This window comes from Paenibacillus sp. 19GGS1-52 (assembly GCF_022369515.1).
In the GTDB taxonomy this organism is placed as follows: Bacteria; Bacillota; Bacilli; order Paenibacillales; family Paenibacillaceae; genus Paenibacillus_AQ.
Genome location: NZ_CP059724.1, coordinates 4,029,814 through 4,048,310 on the forward strand (window position 1 = coordinate 4,029,814; position 18,497 = coordinate 4,048,310).

General features: G+C 43.4%; 26 protein-coding genes. 4 read left to right on the top strand and 22 right to left on the bottom strand.

What is annotated here, in order from left to right; translation table 11 throughout:
- Positions 1-191 precede the first annotated feature (191 nt).
- The 9 genes from H1230_RS18850 to H1230_RS18890 all read right to left on the bottom strand — a co-directional run bounded on the left by H1230_RS18850 (position 192) and on the right by H1230_RS18890 (position 4,498).
- Positions 192-575 (bottom strand): ArpU family phage packaging/lysis transcriptional regulator, encoded by a 384-nt coding sequence (locus tag H1230_RS18850; RefSeq protein WP_239711454.1) that lies wholly within the window; start codon positions 573-575, stop codon positions 192-194.
- 4 nt (positions 576-579) lie between these two features.
- Positions 580-927, bottom strand: coding sequence for an ArpU family phage packaging/lysis transcriptional regulator (locus H1230_RS18855; protein ID WP_239711455.1), 348 nt, complete (start codon positions 925-927; stop codon positions 580-582).
- Positions 928-991: 64 nt separating this feature from the next.
- Complete coding sequence (locus H1230_RS18860) at positions 992-1,708, bottom strand: replication protein (RefSeq protein ID WP_239711456.1); 717 nt, start codon at positions 1,706-1,708, stop codon at positions 992-994.
- Between the two features lie 14 nt (positions 1,709-1,722).
- On the bottom strand, positions 1,723-2,013 hold the full coding sequence (locus H1230_RS18865) for a hypothetical protein (RefSeq protein WP_239711457.1): 291 nt from the start codon (positions 2,011-2,013) through the stop codon (positions 1,723-1,725).
- A 9-nt stretch (positions 2,014-2,022) separates the two neighbouring features.
- Entirely contained in the window at positions 2,023-2,376 is a 354-nt protein-coding gene (locus tag H1230_RS18870) for a helix-turn-helix domain-containing protein (RefSeq protein ID WP_239711458.1), read from the bottom strand.
- A 144-nt stretch (positions 2,377-2,520) separates the two neighbouring features.
- A complete protein-coding gene (locus tag H1230_RS18875) occupies positions 2,521-2,925 on the bottom strand; it encodes a hypothetical protein (RefSeq protein ID WP_239711459.1) in 405 nt (134 codons plus the stop codon).
- A gap of 25 nt (positions 2,926-2,950) precedes the next feature.
- Positions 2,951-3,301: a hypothetical protein gene (locus H1230_RS18880; protein ID WP_239711460.1), complete on the bottom strand. Its 351-nt coding sequence runs from the start codon at positions 3,299-3,301 to the stop codon at positions 2,951-2,953.
- 14 nt (positions 3,302-3,315) lie between these two features.
- Positions 3,316-4,128 (bottom strand): BRO-N domain-containing protein, encoded by an 813-nt coding sequence (locus H1230_RS18885; RefSeq protein WP_239711461.1) that lies wholly within the window; start codon positions 4,126-4,128, stop codon positions 3,316-3,318.
- Positions 4,129-4,270: 142 nt separating this feature from the next.
- Positions 4,271-4,498 carry a helix-turn-helix domain-containing protein gene (locus H1230_RS18890; protein WP_239711462.1) on the bottom strand — a complete coding sequence of 76 codons (228 nt, stop codon included), beginning with the start codon at positions 4,496-4,498 and terminating at the stop codon, positions 4,271-4,273.
- A gap of 173 nt (positions 4,499-4,671) precedes the next feature.
- On the opposite strand from H1230_RS18890, the gene H1230_RS18895 reads away from it, so the two are divergent.
- Positions 4,672-5,700, top strand: coding sequence for a helix-turn-helix domain-containing protein (locus tag H1230_RS18895; protein ID WP_239711463.1), 1,029 nt, complete (start codon positions 4,672-4,674; stop codon positions 5,698-5,700).
- 272 nt (positions 5,701-5,972) lie between these two features.
- The gene (locus H1230_RS18900; protein ID WP_239711464.1) at positions 5,973-6,332 is read left to right on the top strand and encodes a helix-turn-helix domain-containing protein; all 360 of its coding nucleotides are present in this window, start codon (positions 5,973-5,975) and stop codon (positions 6,330-6,332) included.
- 598 nt (positions 6,333-6,930) lie between these two features.
- Here the strand turns inward: H1230_RS18900 and H1230_RS18905 are convergent.
- Positions 6,931-7,326: a hypothetical protein gene (locus H1230_RS18905; protein WP_239711465.1), complete on the bottom strand. Its 396-nt coding sequence runs from the start codon at positions 7,324-7,326 to the stop codon at positions 6,931-6,933.
- Between the two features lie 219 nt (positions 7,327-7,545).
- Between H1230_RS18905 and H1230_RS18910 the strand changes: the two genes are divergently transcribed.
- A complete protein-coding gene (locus H1230_RS18910) occupies positions 7,546-8,751 on the top strand; it encodes a site-specific integrase (protein ID WP_239711466.1) in 1,206 nt (401 codons plus the stop codon).
- Positions 8,752-9,071: 320 nt separating this feature from the next.
- Here the strand turns inward: H1230_RS18910 and H1230_RS18915 are convergent, their stop codons facing one another.
- The 5 genes from H1230_RS18915 to H1230_RS18935 all read right to left on the bottom strand — a co-directional run bounded on the left by H1230_RS18915 (position 9,072) and on the right by H1230_RS18935 (position 13,656).
- A complete protein-coding gene (locus H1230_RS18915) occupies positions 9,072-9,470 on the bottom strand; it encodes a hypothetical protein (protein ID WP_239711467.1) in 399 nt (132 codons plus the stop codon).
- A gap of 266 nt (positions 9,471-9,736) precedes the next feature.
- Positions 9,737-10,552 (bottom strand): DUF2935 domain-containing protein, encoded by an 816-nt coding sequence (locus H1230_RS18920; protein ID WP_239711468.1) that lies wholly within the window; start codon positions 10,550-10,552, stop codon positions 9,737-9,739.
- Positions 10,553-10,715: 163 nt separating this feature from the next.
- The gene (locus tag H1230_RS18925) at positions 10,716-11,114 is read right to left on the bottom strand and encodes a VOC family protein (RefSeq protein WP_239711469.1); all 399 of its coding nucleotides are present in this window, start codon (positions 11,112-11,114) and stop codon (positions 10,716-10,718) included.
- 116 nt (positions 11,115-11,230) lie between these two features.
- Positions 11,231-11,782 (bottom strand): hypothetical protein, encoded by a 552-nt coding sequence (locus tag H1230_RS18930; protein ID WP_239711470.1) that lies wholly within the window; start codon positions 11,780-11,782, stop codon positions 11,231-11,233.
- A gap of 173 nt (positions 11,783-11,955) precedes the next feature.
- Positions 11,956-13,656, bottom strand: coding sequence for an alpha/beta fold hydrolase (locus H1230_RS18935; protein ID WP_239711471.1), 1,701 nt, complete (start codon positions 13,654-13,656; stop codon positions 11,956-11,958).
- 167 nt (positions 13,657-13,823) lie between these two features.
- Here H1230_RS18935 and H1230_RS18940 point away from each other — a divergent pair, with 167 nt between their 5' ends.
- On the top strand, positions 13,824-14,066 hold the full coding sequence (locus H1230_RS18940) for a hypothetical protein (protein WP_239711472.1): 243 nt from the start codon (positions 13,824-13,826) through the stop codon (positions 14,064-14,066).
- A gap of 475 nt (positions 14,067-14,541) precedes the next feature.
- On the opposite strand, the gene H1230_RS18945 is transcribed toward H1230_RS18940, so the two are convergent.
- The 7 genes from H1230_RS18945 to nirD form a co-directional block, all read right to left on the bottom strand.
- Entirely contained in the window at positions 14,542-14,682 is a 141-nt protein-coding gene (locus tag H1230_RS18945) for a YjcZ family sporulation protein (RefSeq protein ID WP_239711473.1), read from the bottom strand.
- Between the two features lie 119 nt (positions 14,683-14,801).
- Complete coding sequence (locus H1230_RS18950; RefSeq protein WP_239711474.1) at positions 14,802-15,221, bottom strand: hypothetical protein; 420 nt, start codon at positions 15,219-15,221, stop codon at positions 14,802-14,804.
- Positions 15,222-15,282: 61 nt separating this feature from the next.
- Positions 15,283-15,564 carry a holin gene (locus H1230_RS18955; protein ID WP_239711475.1) on the bottom strand — a complete coding sequence of 94 codons (282 nt, stop codon included), beginning with the start codon at positions 15,562-15,564 and terminating at the stop codon, positions 15,283-15,285.
- A 5-nt stretch (positions 15,565-15,569) separates the two neighbouring features.
- Complete coding sequence (locus tag H1230_RS18960) at positions 15,570-16,376, bottom strand: glycoside hydrolase family 73 protein (RefSeq protein WP_239711476.1); 807 nt, start codon at positions 16,374-16,376, stop codon at positions 15,570-15,572.
- A gap of 143 nt (positions 16,377-16,519) precedes the next feature.
- On the bottom strand, positions 16,520-17,287 hold the full coding sequence (gene cobA / locus H1230_RS18965; protein ID WP_239711477.1) for a uroporphyrinogen-III C-methyltransferase: 768 nt from the start codon (positions 17,285-17,287) through the stop codon (positions 16,520-16,522).
- Complete coding sequence (locus H1230_RS18970; RefSeq protein WP_239711478.1) at positions 17,284-18,129, bottom strand: formate/nitrite transporter family protein; 846 nt, start codon at positions 18,127-18,129, stop codon at positions 17,284-17,286. Before H1230_RS18970 ends, cobA begins: the two co-directional genes overlap by 4 nt.
- A gap of 32 nt (positions 18,130-18,161) precedes the next feature.
- Complete coding sequence (nirD, locus tag H1230_RS18975; RefSeq protein WP_239717407.1) at positions 18,162-18,473, bottom strand: nitrite reductase small subunit NirD; 312 nt, start codon at positions 18,471-18,473, stop codon at positions 18,162-18,164.
- Positions 18,474-18,497 lie beyond the last annotated feature (24 nt).

Sequence of the window (18,497 nt, forward strand, 5' to 3'; positions counted from 1 at the left end):
TACCGTTTTGTAGATCACGTATTCGTTGACAATGATCATTTCTTGAATTCCGCCCAGCGTTTGAAGGGGGTGTTTTGAAACCACATCCTTTGGCAACCACAGTCTCTCCTTTTAGATTAAAAGAGCTCCTGCAGCCCTTCGATCTGAATGTTCAACATCAAAGCCAGCTTTGCCATAGCGCGAATCTTATATTAGTCATAAGGAACGTGACTCATTGGCGGGTCAAGGATCTGGTTGAACACCACGAAGTCAAAAACTTCTGTACGCTGCATGTACCGCTCGGTAATAATGCTCCGTTCAATGTCAGGCAGCCTGCTTACTGATTGTTCTACCCGTTCACAAAACTGACGGCGATGTTCTGGCTCATCCACGTTGTACGCCGCAATATTGCCCGTCTGGTCGCTGACCGATCCTGTGAATCCCTTTGGTGCAGCTGACCAGGATGCGGTTATGGTAGCTTCGCGTTCCTGGAACATCACGAATTTCCATAGCCGGTACCGCTCGAGCTCCGACTCTACAGCTGATTTGAGCTTCCGCTTAACCGCCGACGGTAGTTTATTGATCGCTGCTGTCATTTCCTCATCCCTCTGATAGCGTTATGGGGTTTACGTCTGGATCTACGATGCCAAGAGCTGCACCGATCTTGTAGAGAGCTCTGAGCCGCATTTTCTTGTACGTACCCTCTACGACTCCCATATCCGTATAGATATCGAAATGAGTAATATAAGTGGCTTCCAGCTGAATGTACTTTCGCAAAATTATGTCTTTTTCTATCTCTGGCAGCCTATCAATAACTCTTGTAATGAATGCCGTTTCCTCATTACCACGATTGACTGTTAATAAGGTATGGGCTTGCTCTAACCTATCAATGATCACTTTCTCTGTAGCTCTATCGATCAATTGCTTCACCTCCCAGCAGGCCGCCACGCGCGCGCCTCTTTTTCTTTTGAACTTAGAAAGCTTCTACATTGATCATTTTTGGTATTAAAGGCTATTCTTTAGCCTTATCCCATTCTACGAATTCTGAAGAAGGGACCTCAAAGTACCTCATGAATGTTGGAATGAATGCTAATATGTTGCCGTTATTTTTACTTGGTAAGGTTTTAAAATGTTCTCCTACTCCTTCTTTGAATTCATCCTCTGTTAACTCGAATTCTTTAAGCAGCTCTATGTTGTGCATGATGTGTAATAACTGCTGCTCTGTAATCTTTGGATGTTCCTTATTCAAGGTTCTTCTGAATTCAGTGTTATAAATTGTTAGGAATACGTGATCGTCGATTGGTAAATCGATGTAATATTTTTCTTTAGTACTTTTTTTCTTTAGTTCTTTCTTTATATGGGGGTCTAATGAGTCCTCTCTATAGAGGTCTAATGAGTCCCCTATTAAGGGGTCTAACGAGTCCCCTATACTCTTCTTCAAATCCTTATTAATCCGGAGGAATCTCTTTCTCCCCTCCGTTCGATCAATGACAATTCCACGCGCGATCAAGACCTTAAGCTCTCTTCTGACTTGCCGCTTATCGCATTTAGTGAGTTGAGATATAAATTCAAGAGATAGCCAGCATTCCAGTTGGTTGTATCCAAACGTGTAACGAACAACAGTATTGAATATACGGAATTGGGTCATATTCAAATTTGCTGTCATGAGATAGTCCATCACCCAATGCGGGACTCGAACAAAATTATCTTTTCCTGTAGCGTCGGCCATTTCACCTCACCTTCTTATCCTCCACAGCGCCGTTGTGGAATTCCTCCCTGGCCCTCTACTAGCAGACTAAGGAACTCGAAATCCTTAAGACTGCCCGAGACATAATCCTCCAGAATAAGCCACAGCACATTACCTTGAGAAAGCTCAATACCATTCACTTCGAACAAAGTATTTACTAAATGCTCATACAGGTCGTTCATAATATCTAGTTGAATTCCTACGCTCTGGAGCTGATTCTGCTTCTCTCTCAAACTGAGGATCAGCTGCAGCAGCCTTAAGGAGATAATTCTCTGTGCTGTAGTCATACTGCCCGCCTACCTCTCCATACCGCACTGGTTGGTGTTCTCGCTGATCCATTTTTCTAGCTCATGCCGGCGAAAGAAGATGCGACTTCGGATTTTGAAAAATGGTAGGCTCTTGGTTCTGCACATGTCATAAACTGACCAAGCGGAGATCCTTAAATACTCAGCAGCTTCCTTAACGTCCAATGTTTGCGGCCGTGGCTGCTGGGTCTGTTGTTGTATGACCATCTGGCCAAGCTGCTGCATAAACTGCTGAGGGTCAAATTCAGGCTTCCGCTCCATGAGTTCGGGCATTTGATAGGCTGCAGGTGGTGCCTGCTGAATAATTACTGTCGATGTACTGCGTCTTGCTCTTTGATTACGCATGAATGATTCCTCCTTAAGATTCGTATTTCCTCACGCCTTAGAAGTCCAAAAGCGCATAGGGGGTGTAAATATGCCAACTACCTATAAACAGTGAATGAAATCCCTTGTCCCATAAGGGTTCTTGAAGCCCTAAAACGTGAGGTTTTACCCCCTATCATTCCAGTATTTCTTACGTTGCCGATCCCTGTTAATAATCTTGGTTTGCTCCGGCTTACATTTAGAGCAAAATTGCTGCCTGTTTGAATGCCTGGTGAATGACTCTGCACATCGAGAACACTTCCCTACGGTTTGACCGTGAATGCTATCTGGGTTCTTTCCCCAATAGTTCAGTTCAAGTTCTGGATCTGTAGGCAAGACATTCGTTTCGAAATAATTGCAGCGGACCGCACCCTTTTTGAGATACAGTGGATAATCACCGTCATCTCGAAAGAAGCTACAGACTGCTTGATCATCAGGACAGAGGTGGCATTTGTTCCCGCTGTGCAGAGAAGCGCATTGCTTTCTCGCCAGCATTCGTATAGGCCGAATGATGTCCTTTCTTGTCTTCATATGAAGCCCTCCCTAACCGTTCCCCTTAATAAGATGACTTACGGTAAGCCTCAGCTGCTTCATCCAGCGTTATCATGTCTAAGCGGTTGTGCATAGAGCGCACTAGACGATTGATATTTCCTGCATCAAGCCCTGCTCGCTCCGCTGATAATATCGCGTATCCGAAAGCTGATTGATTGCTCCAAGCCTGCGGCACTAATCTCTCAGCTGTTTGGCAGCCAACCTGATGGGCTTTGACAAGAAGCTCCTCTATATCGTCCAGCAGCCAGATCATGTCCGGTGTGACTCCTTGAGGAAAATGCTTCTGCTCAAGTTGGACCCGAGTTTTAGTGAATGCTGTCTTCCCCACTTGTGGAGATGTTCCACTTGATTCCATTCCTCACGCACCTCCTAACTGGTTTGATTCAGTTCATAGATTTCAGATATAAGCTCCCTAACATCATTCTCATACAGCTTTGCGGCGATCTCATACAACTCAGGGACCTTACCAAGCACCTTCTCGATATAATCCAGCTTGTTCTTGAGTTTTGGTTTGTGATCCTCGTTGTAATTGTCCAGCTTCCGCTGCAGATTGAGATGATATTTCAGTTCAAATTGCTTATAGAGTTCTGTCCAGCGCATGTGTACCTTATCCATGCCGCCTTTACGCACTACACGGTTCAATACTTGCCGCTTGGTTGCCAGGTCAATGTCGTCAACCAAACCAATGATCACAGTCTCCTTGTGGTCTATTTCCAGCCGCTGCTCCTTGATCAGTTCATTCTGCTGCCGGACGGTTGCCAGCGTGGTACGGAACATGATGCGGGTTTGATCGTCTGCAAAGGGCAAATATGTTTCTAGGAATAAATCATCGTTTGAGACATGGCCGCCGGTTCTTCGGATCGTTGGAAGGACCTCGTCAAATATCCAACTCTCGAATTTCTCAGCCATTTCCTTAATATCTTGATTCCGTGATTGCTCTGCAGCCTTGGCAATTAGGCGGTACACATCGCCTTCAGGAATAACATTTGTTTCCTGAGTGCCGCTCTGTGAAGGTATCCCCAACTTACGGATACCTTTGCAATGGTCTATCACTGCCTGGCTGGGTTTGGCGTACATCAGGGCACGAGCCACATCAACACCGACGAAAAGCGGCTTGCCCTCTACCTCTACCATCCGGACATCCCCAAACAGCGGGTTACTGAATATGCTTGGTTTGTTCAATTCTCTCAACTCCTTCTCTAATCAGTGGAACTAAGCACGTTTGAGCGACTGGGAGCCTGAGGTGCGCTTAAAGCTTGCGGTGCGGGGGATACTGGAACGTTGGAGCGGTGCGGGTTACTTAGCTGCTGGCTGTATCACTGCTTTATAAATCTTTCAAGGTTCTGCCCCCACAAGTGGGGTGAGTTAATTCATCCGAACTACAATTCTCGAATTCTTGATCAGCAATCCATCGATCAAGTACCTCTTTACGAAAAAGTATTTTTGCCCCAATCCGATATGCAGGAATCTTTTTATTACGAACCAACTCCCTAAGCTTATACTCGCTTGCCCCTACATAAGGCGCAGCTTGCTTAACAGTAAGTCTATCCATGTAAGTCACCTCCTTTTTAGTTGCTGTCTTGTGTTGCCTGTGTGGATATTGTATTCAATATGGATACTTTATCATCTTGTATTCATTTTGGCAACAATAATCATTAATTGTTTTTACTTGTTGTCATATTGGATACTTTGGTATACTTATTAAAAAACAAAAGGGGTAAAAAAATGAAACCTAAAGTTTTTGGGGAGTATCTAAGAAAATTAAGAAATGATAAAAAGCTTACTCTCGAACAAGTTGCAAAAAGTGCAGGGTTTTCTAAGGGTTATTTGTCGAATATAGAAAATGGAAGAAGAGGAGTTCCTTCACCAGAAATATTAAAAAAATTAGCAGTTGCACTAGAAACTCAGTATATGGAATTGATGCAGGCTGCTGGGCATGTTCCTGAAGCAGAGCTTGATATGCTGATTGATATGAGTAAACAAGTTGCAAACGAGGCATATTCAAAATCGGTTGTTTCGGAGAAATACATAGAGGGGTTTATAGATCAGTTAAATTCATATCAGAATTACAAAGACAAAATAGACAACCCTGATACTACTCAGGATGAAAAAAAAATTGCCATAGTTAGCATGCAACAAATAATCGATAATATCTTAAATGCTACAAAAAGAATGGACCGACGTTTGAAGCAGGAAACTTCCAAACCTGTCGATGATTCTGATGATCCCGATGTTCTTGACGGTCTATCTAAGAAATTTTCAGGAAGTCAGTATCTAAAACTAAAAGAAGCACAAGGTCAAATTAATCTTCCGCCAATAGGAGATAGCCGTGATTTGATCATGGGAGTTATTAACCGGGCATTACCACACATTTATTATTCTTCAGACACACATCAAGGGTTCATTGGAGCAATAGAAGAAGAAATCGTTGATTTTCTATTCGAAGAAGCGCCCGACATCAGAAAAAAGATCGTGCTTACACCTGAAGGCATTAAAGATTTTGTAGACACACATTATTTCGAGCATCAAGAAAGCCTCTGGAAGCTAAGTATCTGCCTAGAGCAAATTAGTGATCGGTTTAAAGCATTGGCATTCGATCATCCTGAGTTAAGTGATGTCGGGATCGATTTAAAGGTTTGGTTAGATAAAGGAGTTCTCCACTATGGTCAGCACCTTATTAACGACCAGCAACGGCAACTTATTCTTGCTTACCTGGACGCGCTAATTCCAAATGTCAATAAACCAAAGAGTTGATCCCATGAAGAAAAAAAGCATATTGTTTGGAGAGCACAATTTCGTGCTGACCGATTTCTCACACTCCAATTCTGGAGAGTCATTCTCACAGTTCAATTCTGAGCAGTGAGATTATAAGAACGAATGCTTTTAAGATATTCCATTCGCCGTAAGCCCTCCCACAAGCCCCATACAGCCGCCTTGCACTCTTGAACATCCATATACATAGAAAACTACCTACTCATTGATTTTCACCAGTCAAACAGTACAAATTCAGGATAGGAGGTCTTGTCATGAATGAGCCCACTAGCAAGTCACCCGCTGCCGATCTGCTGCTCTCTGCACTCCAGGAGCTGAAGGAGCTAAAGTTCGAGGTTACGGTGAGTATTAAACCGCCCGAGGATCCGAATACAGTTAATAGGCCAGACAGGCCTCAACTGGATATAACGAGGACTGAGGAGCTACTGCAGCCTGTACTCTCTGCTACAGATATTCAAAAGTTTTTGGGGATCGGGCTGCGCCAGGTATATGAGTTACTGAATTCAGGTGTAATTCACGTTGCACGGGTAGGTAAGCGCATGTTTGTATCACGAGCGGTGTTCATCGAGTGGCTTGAGGGGTCGGACGAGCCGGAGGTGAAGCGAAGGCGTTAATCCAAGAATTCTCACTCGCCAGTTTTGGAGAGCACAATTCCATGCTGACCGATTTCTCACTCCTCAATTTTCAGGAGTCAATCAGCCATCAAGCCGGAAGATGCACCGCCAGCACGAGCTGCCGCCGCTATCTTTTATCTTTAAGGTTAATCGTTACTACCTGGGTATCTGTAGTGCTCTCTTTGATTCTTGAGGTGACTCGAAGGTATTAAAGAGGGTTTCAAGGAAGGGCCTGGTATTCAGGGGTATCACCAATGTTGGTTAGCCCTCTGTTCGGTACTCAACACGTTCTTCTTTATGCATGAGTATATTCGATTGTATTCTCGTAATAGAGATGTTCTATATATATCTTTATATATTACTTTCTTTAGAGTTTCTTTTAGTTATCTTAGGGGGGTAATCCTCCACCACTAATGGGGGATTACTCTCCACCGCCGAGGGGGACAACTCTCCCCCAAAGACATTTTAAATTAGCGGTGGACGATTCTCCCCCAAGCGTATACATGATGTGTGAATATAGTGAATAAGTATTCATTCGTGTACGCATATGAAAAAGCCACCCGGGTTATGGATAGCTTTATGTACTACCTATTCATACTTACAATAAGGACTTTCTAATCAGTTCAGCCAATAATTTACTACCGACATCTTTGGTTTGAGTCAGCACCCACTTGCTACTGTTTTCTAAAATCTTCTTTCGTTTATCAGCAGATGAGAGTTCGGGTTCTATTTTCAGTAATGACTCAACATAAGATATCCCTTTGCTGGTCGGCTTTGCATTCCAAATATCAGTAATATTGGTTGCTGGTCTCGATCCAAGATTAATATATGCACCGCTGATTAATTCTTCATTTTGAAGTTTAATCACGGCGTTATGAAATACCCCTTTCTCCATATCCATTGCTGCTGGTTTAATTTTCTTGAAATTGGGCAAGTCATTCATATATTCTGTGTACATCGCAATCATAACTTGATCCTTAGCGCTTAATTCCATGTCTTCACCTCCCACAACCATAATTCGGCGTATGGAAGATAAATCCTGCATTTCGAAGGATATACAAATCACGTTTAAGCTCTCCCATGAGACGATCTACAAGGGAAATACACCTTAACTGCACTGGGAGATATAAATACACCCCTCTGCTTGTTCAGTCGCTGTAACAGGCTAATAAGGGGATATATGATTACAATGATACTGAAGGAGGTAACAACAATGGCAAGCATCCAAAAACGCGGAGAGAACCGGTGGCGATTAGTTGCAGAACTCGGCTACGATGCTCAGGGCAAACGGGTCCAAGAAAGAAAGACGATTATAGTCGATGATCCTTCCCTGCTGCGGGCACCGCGGAGGCTGCAAAACTACCTGGACGCTGAACTCCTGAAATTCCAAATGGAAGTAGAAGCTGGCCATTATATCCGACCGGAGAAACTTACATTCGAAGCTTTCATTGAGATATGGATAAATAAGTTTGTTGAAGTTGAACTTCAAGAAAAAACAAAAGTGAGTTACAAATTCCACGCTGAACGACGAATAGTTCCATTTTTCCGTACTATGCACATGGACAAAATCAAGACGATGCACATTACCGATTATCTGGACTATCTCCGGACACCTGAGGCAAGCCTGAATAGGGATGGCAAACCTCTTGGCTCTGCTACGATCGTTTATAATTACCGGGTCCTTCGCAGCATCTTCGCCAAGGCTGTTGAATGGCGAGTCTTAAAGGATAACCCCATGACAGGCGTCAAGAAGCCCCGTGAAGACGATATCAAAGAGATGGAGTACTATGACGAGAAGGAAATCGAACTGCTCTTTATGGCGCTTGAGGACGAGCCAATCCAGCTCCGGCTTCAAGTCACATTAGCTGTGACAACCGGTATGCGCCGTGCTGAAATGGCCGGACTGGAATGGAAGAACATCGATCTAGTCAATGGGGTTATTGATATCAAGCAGACTGTGACTATGTTTAAGGATGGCGCTCCGGTCATTAAAGGCCCTAAAAACAAACAATCAAAACGGCGTATTGCGCTGGCACCGGCTGTCATAGATGAGATGAAACTGTACAGAACCGAATGGGCGAAGATGAAGTTGCAGCTAGGGGATAAATGGACTGCGGGGGATTCAGAATTCCTCTTCTGTAGAACCAGCGGAGAGCCTTCTGATCCGGAGCGTCTTACAAAGCGTTGGATCTCTTTTCACCGCAAGCATGACCTGAAGCCGATCCGCCTGCATGACCTCCGTCATACGTCCGTCTCTTGGATGGTGTTCAAGAAGGTCCACTCTGAGGCCATAGCAAAGCGTGTAGGGCACACGAATACTAAGATGCTTCAGATATACGCTCACATCTTCGATTCCGTAGACCAGGCCGCTGCAGACGTCTTTGATGGTATGGTTATACCAGCTAAGAAAAAGGCTTGATTCAGGGAACGTAAGTGGGCACCATGTGGGCACCAAATCCGCAAAGAGGACCTAAAACCAGTACACACGTTCCTGTGTCATTTTGACCTAAAGCCTAATGTACCAAGGGTTTCACGTTTTAATAAAGTGCTGAAATTGTGCTTTAGTCTCCTCTCCCATGAAAGGGGCCCTAGTGATAGGGCCCCGAATTTATGTTTGTAGAGCCCTATAGTAGTAGCAATTTATTATTAAGGAAACATTTCCTAGATATAAGAAAGAGCACCTCATTGGGCACTCTTGAGTAATGACATAGTTTTAGATAATCCATTCTACTGTGCGCTTCAATGCAACAAACGTTTTTCATAGCTATTAATAAAATCTATCCAATATTCTTCACTAATTGATTTTTGACCTCCTCCGATAAAGGTAATCCTCTTATTCTCATAATCAACATCACTTACTTGAGTAATATTCGCTAAATCATGTTCCGAAATACGTTTGAGGAAATCTGGAAACGGCGAATATTCCATCGTCTCATCCACATTATTGTACGAAGGAATAATAAAATACTCGCCAAAGTTTGTCATAGCAATAAGCGAACCATTTTCATGAACCTTTAAATCAGTTATTTCGTCGCCTCTTATAGTTGCAAAATCTCCGCCCTTGGTTGGTACTGCGAGAATTTCTTCACGTTTACTAAGAAATCTTTTTATTTCATCCAGTTCAAGCTTTTCGTCCATAATGCACAACCTTTCAGCTTTAATGAGTCAAATATACAATTGAGTTCGGTAGAACACAAACAAGGAAGAATGAAAATAAGGTATGCCGTTTTACACGCCTATATGAGATCCAACTGCCTTAGGCTTTAAGCTTTAAACTAGAATAAGGGAAATTTTCCTGAGCAAAAGAAAAAACGCCTTCAGTTGGCGCTCATGGGTGAAGATATTTTAGTTACATGTATAGCGCAACATGGTTTTCAAGTAGGTGAAGCAAACCCCACAGCAAATCAGTGTAATATTTCTCTCTTGTTCACCTTAAAACCTGATAGAGATTGATCAAACATATCCAGAATAAAAAGGAAACGTTCAGCTTCGCGGAATACATGATCGGCTAACAAAGGATGGATAATACTCTTTATTTTGCATTCATCGATTAAATCACGCGCTGTCTTTTTAAAATCACGTAAAGATTGAACGGAAACTCGGTTTTCATCAACAAATTGACTCAACAAAGGAACCGTTTGTGATTGGGGACGCATATAACTTAAATCTGTCGCTTGAAAGACCAACTTATCAAAATCATTACTAAAATCCCTTGCTTGTTCGACCAGTTTCCGTTCAGATGGATCAAGTAAATGACCTATGAATTTTGCGTGATCTGCCATAATTTTTAAGAAAAAGACATTTTCATCGATAATAGCATCGGGCAAGGGTTGGAGTTTCCCTGAATTCAGTTCTTCCAAGCGATTTCTGAAATAATTGGCTTCCCGACTGATATGATCTACTAATAAAGGGAAATTAGTCTGTCCAGGAAGCTTGCACTGTAAAATAAGCCCCAACACCATTCTCTTAAATGCCCAAATATTAGTCGCCGCATTCCTAACCTCGTTATTAAACTCTTTGATAATGTAAGGATCTGTGTTGATATTAAAATTATGCGATCTTCGTTCAATGTCTTCAAAAATAGCTTGAAACTGTTTGGCTTCATTGATAAGTTGAGTATCTTCGGCTCTAAAACCTAATCCAAGAAAAAATGAATGCTCCTTCATGATCCTAGACCAAAACTGTATCTCATTTAACGACTGGGCAACAAATGCATCCAATTTATATTCCTCCTTATGTAACAAAAAACCTTACTTAGTCATATGAAATATATTTTGTCCGTTATGATAACTTTTTCTCGAACCAAAAAAACGATATGTAAGCAATTACCGAAGTAACTGCCTACATACCGTTTTTTCGATGCATGTGAGTGAGGACTGAATTTTAATTGAAGATAGAATGGTGGTCTCCTACGATGGGTCTGCTTCTAAAACAAATTATATTGCCATCGGGATCTCGAAAATGCATTGACCTTGCACCCCAAGGATAGGTAGTAGGAGGGGTCAGGAATTCAATACCCGTAATTATCAATCTTTCATATTCTACATCTACATCATGCACATTAAACCCCAAAGTAAAATTCCCTGTTCCCCAATGCTTTGAAAAGTCAAACCCCATATCAGTTTCGGCAGCTTTTTTCGAGTAAATGGCTAAACCCGTACCTATCGTTTCAATTTCCGCATGAATATCGTTTCCCTCTGCTTTTGTTTGTAATATAGCTTCATAGAAATTAGTAAGCACTAGCACGTTTTCAGTTATGAGACACACATCAGTAAACTTCACATATACCCTCCTCAATACTGAAGTGGATGATCTGACTAAACCATGACCCTTGTACAAAAAAACTCCTTCACTATACCCGTGAAGGAGTCTCTTAATCGTTCTATCGAAGCGAATTTTTATTTCGCAGCCTTAGCTGCGTTCAAAATCGCCGTTAAATAACCTTGAGTATCCACAAGTGTTGCTCCGCTTACAGCGTCGACCATTTGTTCTTTGGTCTTGTGAGTAAGTGTAGCTTCAAGTGATTTGATTGTTCTGCCTGTTGCATATTTTTCAATAGTAGCTAAGTTTTTGTCATAAGAAACTGTGGATTTAGCTTCTTCTTTCATGTGCTCGCTGTAATATTTAGCATTAGCCTTCTTCGAAGCAAGAACCATGTTAGGATCTTTGTAATTCAGTCCGAAATCGGAGTCAGAGTTAGGCACTCCCTTTGCCACATCCGAACCCAAGAATTGATAATCATCTAGCGAAGCAGCAACAATTACGCCATTTTGAACTACAGCAACCGCTACTGTAAAGCATTTCGTACCATGAGCAGCCGCTTCTACCCGGCCAACCTTAAGCGGTGCGCTTGCCGCCGAAGAAACATTGTTCAGAGCAGAGCTATTACCTGCCCCTACAACAGCCAAAGAAATACCAGCAACTAGCAATAATTTCGTAACTTTTTTCACAAACATTCCCCCGATTCTTGTTATAAAGAGCGCTTACATGTTATAATTTATCAATTTATCACATCCACGTCAGTTAAAAATGTTACTATAAAAATGCAAATATATGGAATTTTTCTGCTAATATCGAATATTCGCTATAAAAAAAGAGCCGTCTATTAGACGACTCCTCCTTATTATTTCTGTCCCGTAATCCATTCTGCCATATCGCTAATCACTTTGGCATCTACAAGCCCAGCAACATTATACTCTGTAGCGGTTCCTGCTCCAACTCCGTCGTAATTGACAAAGAAATGATTCAAGCCCGGATACAGTTTATAGACTGCCAAGGGATCATTTTTTAATACTTCCTGCCATAGAGGATAGTCCTTGTTGGCATAGACCTGAATATCATCCGAGCCTTGCAGCACAAGCACCGGTTTGGTCAGTTTACGGGCCAGAGTCTCGGTATTGTGCTGGTCCATCTCCATAAAGTAATAGGCGGGGCTTCCAAATAAAGTGGTTGCTTTAGCCTCCGTCTCGCTCCATGTACTCATTTGGTTTGCTTTTACCATTTCAGCTGCAAGCATGGCTTGAGATTGCGCCTTAAGCGGATCTTTGTCATCCATGGCCTTAAAAATGGCTGCGTATTGATCATTCATAATTTCCCACAGCTTCCGTGGTGAACCTGCCAATAGGATGAGTCCGGCAAAATCACCGCCCTCGGCGTCTATTCTAGGTGCCAACATACCACCCAGGCTGTGCCCAACCATATATACCCGTGCCGGATTAATCCGCTTGTCGCTCTTAAGTAGCAGGGAAGCCGCAATCGCATCATCCACTGTTTCTTCTTTGACGGTTACCCCTGTGGCTGCTTCACCCATAAATTGTTGCGGATAAGTAAAAGTACGCTTGTCATAACGGAGAACAGCTATCCCCTGCTGCGCCAGCCCCCACGCGATATCGCGGAACGGCTTATATCCGAACGCAGTTTCGTCCTGGTCTGACGCCCCTGACCCCTGAACTAGCACTACTGCAGACAAAGGCCCCGTTGCATTCTTAGGCAATGTCAGTGTGCCTTTCAGTGGATGCGTCGTTCCTGCTCCTACATTAATCTCCTCTTCTACTACACTCGCCGGAATAACGAGATCAGCAGGAACTGGGGAGATATGGAGCCCAATGATTTGACCATTGTTGTTAACAAGACTTGTTACAGCTACATCTCCTTTGCTAAAAGAAACTGTACTTACTATTGTAAGTCCATCATTTCCTTTGCTAGCTTGAACTGATTTCAATTTCACAAAGTCTCCGTTCGGAGTAGCGATGCTTTCCCAGGCCTGCTGAAGCTGTGGAACCGAGACGGCTGTCTGCATAACCTTACTAAAATATCGTTGCGACAATAGCTCATACTTACCAGAGGTAAAGAGACCCAGAACTGTATTTGCCATAGCTTGTGTAGTGTTCACAGCAACCTCCCCTGACACAGCATCATAAGTGGTCACTAATCCCAATGCATAGAAGAAGGTCAATGGTACATAAATACGATTATTTCTTAATACAACTTTGCCCTCAAAGGCGATTGTGTCTTGTCCATTAATCGTAACTTCGCTTCCTCCAACCTTAAGTGAGAGCTCACTTCCACCCCCAGCTAATAGGACGATGTTGTTCTTTTTAATGAAGGAAACAGTAAGGTCCAATGCTTCTCCTGCTATACGGAGGGGTACCATTACAGTAGAGCCGCTTACATAGGGTGTGCTGTCCACAGGGAGTATTAACGCCTCATTGTTAATGCTGAATTCCACTTTTGCCATTGCCCCGTGTGCTGTTGTTGCTGGCCATGCCCAACCTCCTGACAGCAGTAGACAACAAGACAAGACAATCGCTAACCTTTTTTTCACCAAAACCCTCTCCTCTCTCGATTCACATCTCTTTTTACGAATCATATTAAGATTGGTTACAGTATCATTTGGAAATTTTTTGCACAATAGAAGTTAATTAAATTCTCCCGCTTCTCTCCAAGTGCTGGTATGATTAAAAGATTAAATATATGTAAGGAGGTATCTACTTGCTAAAGCTATCTGTATATCGCAGTTGTCCGCCTCAAGGAGATCCCAATGAAATCATTACTGGAGAAACTGTTCAGGATCTAATTGCCACTCTTTATAATAAAACATTAATGAAATGGGCAGGAAAACTGAATGGTAAGGAAGTTATTGAGCAAATAAGTTCAAGTGATGTTGTAGAAGGTGTCGTCTGGTATCCCAAAGGTGACAAAAGATATTGGTTTATTGTAGAACGCATTTCATGACATTACTATAAAATTGATACAAAAAATAGAAGGCAGGCAAAGTTCCCGACCTTCTATTTCTGCTATCCATTGGACTATAACAACGATCTCCGCAAATTTTTAATTGCAATTCCATTTAAACGCAGTGCTTTAAGGATGGACACCCTCGCTTCAAGCACCTCATGTCTTGCCCGACTTCCAAGGGGTAAACAACGAAGATTTTCATTAATTTCTGCAAGTCTTCTCAAGAGTATAACCCGTTGTGCCCGCAAAGCCTTTAAAGCTCTCCAAATTCTCGCTTTATTCGCTACAGTCATTATCCAACACCTCTTTTCTTTTTTATAGAATAAGAGATGCAAGAGATCACATATCTGTCTGTATGATTTGGCAATTAAAGATTTGGGATTGTAAAAATTGTGAATATGTAAAAAAACGGCTCCTGTCAAAGACAGAAGCCAGCTATAAATGGCAAGACTAGATTGTTATTATAGTTCCTCTAGATGAAGCAGGCACTTAAAATAATAACTAACAAGATATAAAGTACCAATATCGCCCCTGTCGAAGTCCAAGGACTTACCGGACATGGACCTACACCAACGCCGCCAACATTGCCGCCGTGACCGCAATCAGCACCCATTTGAAAACCCCCTCCTTAAAGTTGAGTACAGAACAGAATATGTAATGAATGCCTTTAAAGATTGGGCGAACAGTCAAAAAGAACCCCGCCATACTCTGACGGGGTTAAACAAATGTGAATTAATCCGAAACCAGAATACCATCAAAGTTCTCTGGACCTACACGAAATGTGCCAAGAATACTCGAAGAAACAAAGGCTGTATAAGTTAACTGTGGTGTAATTGGCGGCAAAAAATCAGAAGCAGAGAAGGTAATGACTTGAGGAGCCAGTACATTAAAATCCAAATTGGAAGTAGCTGAATAAACCAAAGGATCGGTTGGCAAGATTCCTCTGACAATTGTAATGGTAATCGCTAAAGCTAACGGAATCTGTACAGATATCGTTCCTTTTAGAAGCACACGCGGATTCGTGGTTACTCCCTCTGTGATCAGACCAATTTGACCAAAGATCTGCGGTGTATTAATAACCAGAATAGGAATCGATATGGATCCCGCAAAGCTAGCATTCTGTGAGGTTCTTGCATCAAGATAAGTTCCCATATAAAGCACCCCTTCTTGTTTGATTTACTAGAAGAAATAATCATTCATTCACAAGACTTGATTAACTATCCTTGGTCGTTCCCTCCCGTTTATTAAAAGCCAGCTCGAAAAGCCCTGTCGCTGAGAGTCCTGCAAGCCCACCCGCCCAGAGACGCAGAATAAGATTCATATCCGTAAAAGGATACGCAATCGCCCCTACCAAGAGCCCTATTGCCAATCCTACAGCTGGAACTATATTTCGTGGAAGCTTCACACTATTCTTCACAAGCTGCACGAGCGCCATTACAAAAACAGCCAGCACAGAAGCAAAAGCAAGCACATTATTGAGTGCCTCGTTATTCATACTTATCAGTCCTCCTTACCTGTTATCAGCAGTCCAGCCCGATTAAGCACGGTTAATATTCGATAGAAATCATAGCTGCCTCCGGATGGAGTGTCTAGTAATCTAGCAGCGATTGCCGCATTCACCGCAGGCTGTGCCCAAGGAGGTACTGCCATCACTGTCTGTCCTTCTATCACGCTCAGTCGCTCTGATACGTTCTTGATGGACTGACCCTGTTCTTGTACACCAGTCTTTAGTGTGTCCCTACTGACAGTGAGACCAGTTATCAAATTTCGTAGCTCCGTTAGCTCCGTTTCCAGATTAACAAGCTTTTGTTTGTCTTCTGCCGACATTTCCTCCTCCTCCTTCACCTCATCATCATATTGATACAGATTATAGCTGTTCATAATCTGTATCAGCTTGCTTGCATAGCTCGGGTCCGTTGCATATCCGGCCGCAGCGATCTCCACAGCAGCGGTCTTGCCAGGTGCGCCAATCACCTTGCCGTATCGGCTGTGACTCCTTGAGCCCCCACCCACAATAAACTCGGAATGATCTGCAATAGATTCGCCCCAGTTGTTGTATGCGCGAAAAGCAGCAGTGACCTGTACAGCCTTACCACTAACATATTCAGTAGTTTGAATCATCATGCTTCCGGCCGGACCCGTGCCTTTGATGCCGAACAGGTTATTGGCTTTTACAGTTAAAGAACTGCTGCCCCAGCCGGATTCAAGCGCCGCCTGAGAAATGGTCAGTGAAGCGGCAATCTTACTTTTCCGCATATTTTCTATAGCATAGGGAGCCATCCTGGCAATAAACTCCGACTCCGTCATTTCATCACATCCCTTCTATTTATTGAATGCTAGCCCTTCTTAAATGCTTGTGCTTATTCCTACTGACTGCTTTGTTTCTGCTAGATTCTTGTATATTGGGCAAAAAAAATACACGCTCCAAGAGCGTGCACATCATTCCAACGCTAGCCAATTTGCGATCTGGCCGTACTCTCCAAACTCAGCAGTTGCTCCCGCACCTTCACGACTTCCCCCACTATAATGAGCGCTGGATTAGTGATCTTCATCGCTGCAGCCAGTCTATCAATGTTTGCAAGTGTTCCAGTGACAGTCCGCTGGCGGGACGTAGTGCCATTCTCTATCAGCGCAACCGGTGTTTGAACATCCTTGCCATGAAGTAGCAACTGTTCGCGGATATGACTCAGTTGGCTAACTCCCATATACACGACTATAGTATCTACACTATGCGCAAGCATATCCCATCGGACGGGCGAAGCATGGTCATGGCAACGACTTCCGGTCACAATAGCAAAGGAGGCAGCCAGTCCACGATGTGTCAGCGGAATTCCAGCAGAAGCAGCTGCCCCAATAGCTGAGGTTATCCCTGGTATAACCTCATAAGGAATACCTGCTTCTGCCACTGCCAGTGCTTCTTCCCCACCTCTGCCGAATACAAAAGGATCTCCTCCCTTCAGGCGAACCACTTTGTTACCTTCGGCAGCATATTGAATCATCAACCGTTCGGTCGTCTCCTGCGGCATAGAATGATGGCCTGGTGATTTGCCGCAGTAGATTCGAAGAGCCTCTGTTTTAGCGTAGCTTAACAATTCTTCATTTACTAGTCGATCATAAAGAATAACATCTGCCTCTTGGATACGGAGCATCGCTTTAATAGTGATTAACTCCGGATCGCCCGGTCCCGCTCCTACAATGGCTACACTGCCCGGCCTCATGAGCTTTTCTCTAATACTGAAGGGGATATCGTTATAGCGGCAGAGGCCCGCCCTGTCTTAAAGCTTCTTTGTGAGAGATAGAACAGGATACCTGTAAACACGACACCGCCGATGAAATTACCGACCAAGACAGGTATGCCATTCCAAATCCACCAATCTGCAAACGTAACATTCGCACCCAGCATCATACCGACGGGAATGACAAACATATTCACCACCGTATGTTCAAATCCTTGTCCGAAAAAGGTCAGAATCGGCAGCCACATGGCCAATATTTTGCCTGAAGTAGATTTAGAGGTCAGCGCCATTACAGCCCCCAGCGTAACCATCCAGTTACATAACATGGCTTTAATGATGACCAGCAGCATCCCATCTCCACCTAAATGCTTGTAAGCGATTGTCTTGCCTTCACTTGCCGTAATCAGGGTTTGAATCATTGGATTACTCATATCGGTACCCATCTTCGTAATAGTAAGAGCATACAGAACTGCATATACCGCACAGCCAAGCAAATGCCCAAGGATGACCCACAGGAAATTATTCAACATTCGCCTTACCGTTGTTTTCTTCTCCAGCACCGCCAGCGGAATCAAGGCGAAGCTGCCCGTAACAAGCTCTAATCCAAGTAGAATAATCATTACGAAGCCTACCGGAAACAACAATGCCCCTACCATCGGAATCTTTGTCTGCGCCGCTGCTGTAAAGGCGAGTGTTGTCGCACAGGCCAGAATTGCACCCCCCAGACTCCCACGTACCAATAGCTGCATGATGGATAGCTCCGCTTTATTTTTTCCAACCTCTATCATTGAATCCAGAACTTCACTTGGCTTCACGTAGTCCATGATTATCCCCCCTCTTAAGTAAGTTGTTTCTATTAGATGGTCACATAGATGGAGCCGTTGTCCGGATCAATCTCCACATTAAAAGTGGGTACACAGCCAGTATCCGGTTCCTGCACAGCTCCACTATGCAAATCAATACGCCAATCGTGAAGTGGACAATGAACCTTTGAGCCGCAGACCATACCTTCCGACAGTGCTCCACCTTTATGAGGACATTTATTCTCAACTGCCAGGACTTCACCATCGGAAAGACGGAATAGTGCAATATCTGTGTCATTCACTCTAAAAGTGCGAGAGCCCAAGAGATCAATGTCGGTAACTTTTCCCACAAGCATTTTGTTCATATTCATAGCATAGGCCCCCTCTTT

What these genes read in the sequence shown, in the direction of transcription:
- H1230_RS18850 (WP_239711454.1), bottom strand. Translation starts at nt 575, where the DNA reads ATGACAGCAGCGATCAATAAACTACCGTCGGCGGTTAAGCGGAAGCTC.
- H1230_RS18860 (WP_239711456.1), bottom strand. Translation starts at nt 1,708, where the DNA reads ATGGCCGACGCTACAGGAAAAGATAATTTTGTTCGAGTCCCGCATTGG.
- H1230_RS18865 (WP_239711457.1), bottom strand. Translation starts at nt 2,013, where the DNA reads ATGACTACAGCACAGAGAATTATCTCCTTAAGGCTGCTGCAGCTGATC.
- H1230_RS18870 (WP_239711458.1), bottom strand. Translation starts at nt 2,376, where the DNA reads ATGCGTAATCAAAGAGCAAGACGCAGTACATCGACAGTAATTATTCAG.
- H1230_RS18875 (WP_239711459.1), bottom strand. Translation starts at nt 2,925, where the DNA reads ATGAAGACAAGAAAGGACATCATTCGGCCTATACGAATGCTGGCGAGA.
- H1230_RS18880 (WP_239711460.1), bottom strand. Translation starts at nt 3,301, where the DNA reads ATGGAATCAAGTGGAACATCTCCACAAGTGGGGAAGACAGCATTCACT.
- H1230_RS18890 (WP_239711462.1), bottom strand. Translation starts at nt 4,498, where the DNA reads ATGGATAGACTTACTGTTAAGCAAGCTGCGCCTTATGTAGGGGCAAGC.
- H1230_RS18895 (WP_239711463.1), top strand. Translation starts at nt 4,672, where the DNA reads ATGAAACCTAAAGTTTTTGGGGAGTATCTAAGAAAATTAAGAAATGAT.
- H1230_RS18900 (WP_239711464.1), top strand. Translation starts at nt 5,973, where the DNA reads ATGAATGAGCCCACTAGCAAGTCACCCGCTGCCGATCTGCTGCTCTCT.
- H1230_RS18905 (WP_239711465.1), bottom strand. Translation starts at nt 7,326, where the DNA reads ATGGAATTAAGCGCTAAGGATCAAGTTATGATTGCGATGTACACAGAA.
- H1230_RS18910 (WP_239711466.1), top strand. Translation starts at nt 7,546, where the DNA reads ATGGCAAGCATCCAAAAACGCGGAGAGAACCGGTGGCGATTAGTTGCA.
- H1230_RS18915 (WP_239711467.1), bottom strand. Translation starts at nt 9,470, where the DNA reads ATGGACGAAAAGCTTGAACTGGATGAAATAAAAAGATTTCTTAGTAAA.
- H1230_RS18945 (WP_239711473.1), bottom strand. Translation starts at nt 14,682, where the DNA reads ATGGGTGCTGATTGCGGTCACGGCGGCAATGTTGGCGGCGTTGGTGTA.
- H1230_RS18950 (WP_239711474.1), bottom strand. Translation starts at nt 15,221, where the DNA reads ATGGGAACTTATCTTGATGCAAGAACCTCACAGAATGCTAGCTTTGCG.
- H1230_RS18955 (WP_239711475.1), bottom strand. Translation starts at nt 15,564, where the DNA reads ATGAATAACGAGGCACTCAATAATGTGCTTGCTTTTGCTTCTGTGCTG.
- H1230_RS18960 (WP_239711476.1), bottom strand. Translation starts at nt 16,376, where the DNA reads ATGACGGAGTCGGAGTTTATTGCCAGGATGGCTCCCTATGCTATAGAA.
- cobA (WP_239711477.1), bottom strand. Translation starts at nt 17,287, where the DNA reads ATGAGGCCGGGCAGTGTAGCCATTGTAGGAGCGGGACCGGGCGATCCG.
- H1230_RS18970 (WP_239711478.1), bottom strand. Translation starts at nt 18,129, where the DNA reads ATGGACTACGTGAAGCCAAGTGAAGTTCTGGATTCAATGATAGAGGTT.
- nirD (WP_239717407.1), bottom strand. Translation starts at nt 18,473, where the DNA reads ATGAACAAAATGCTTGTGGGAAAAGTTACCGACATTGATCTCTTGGGC.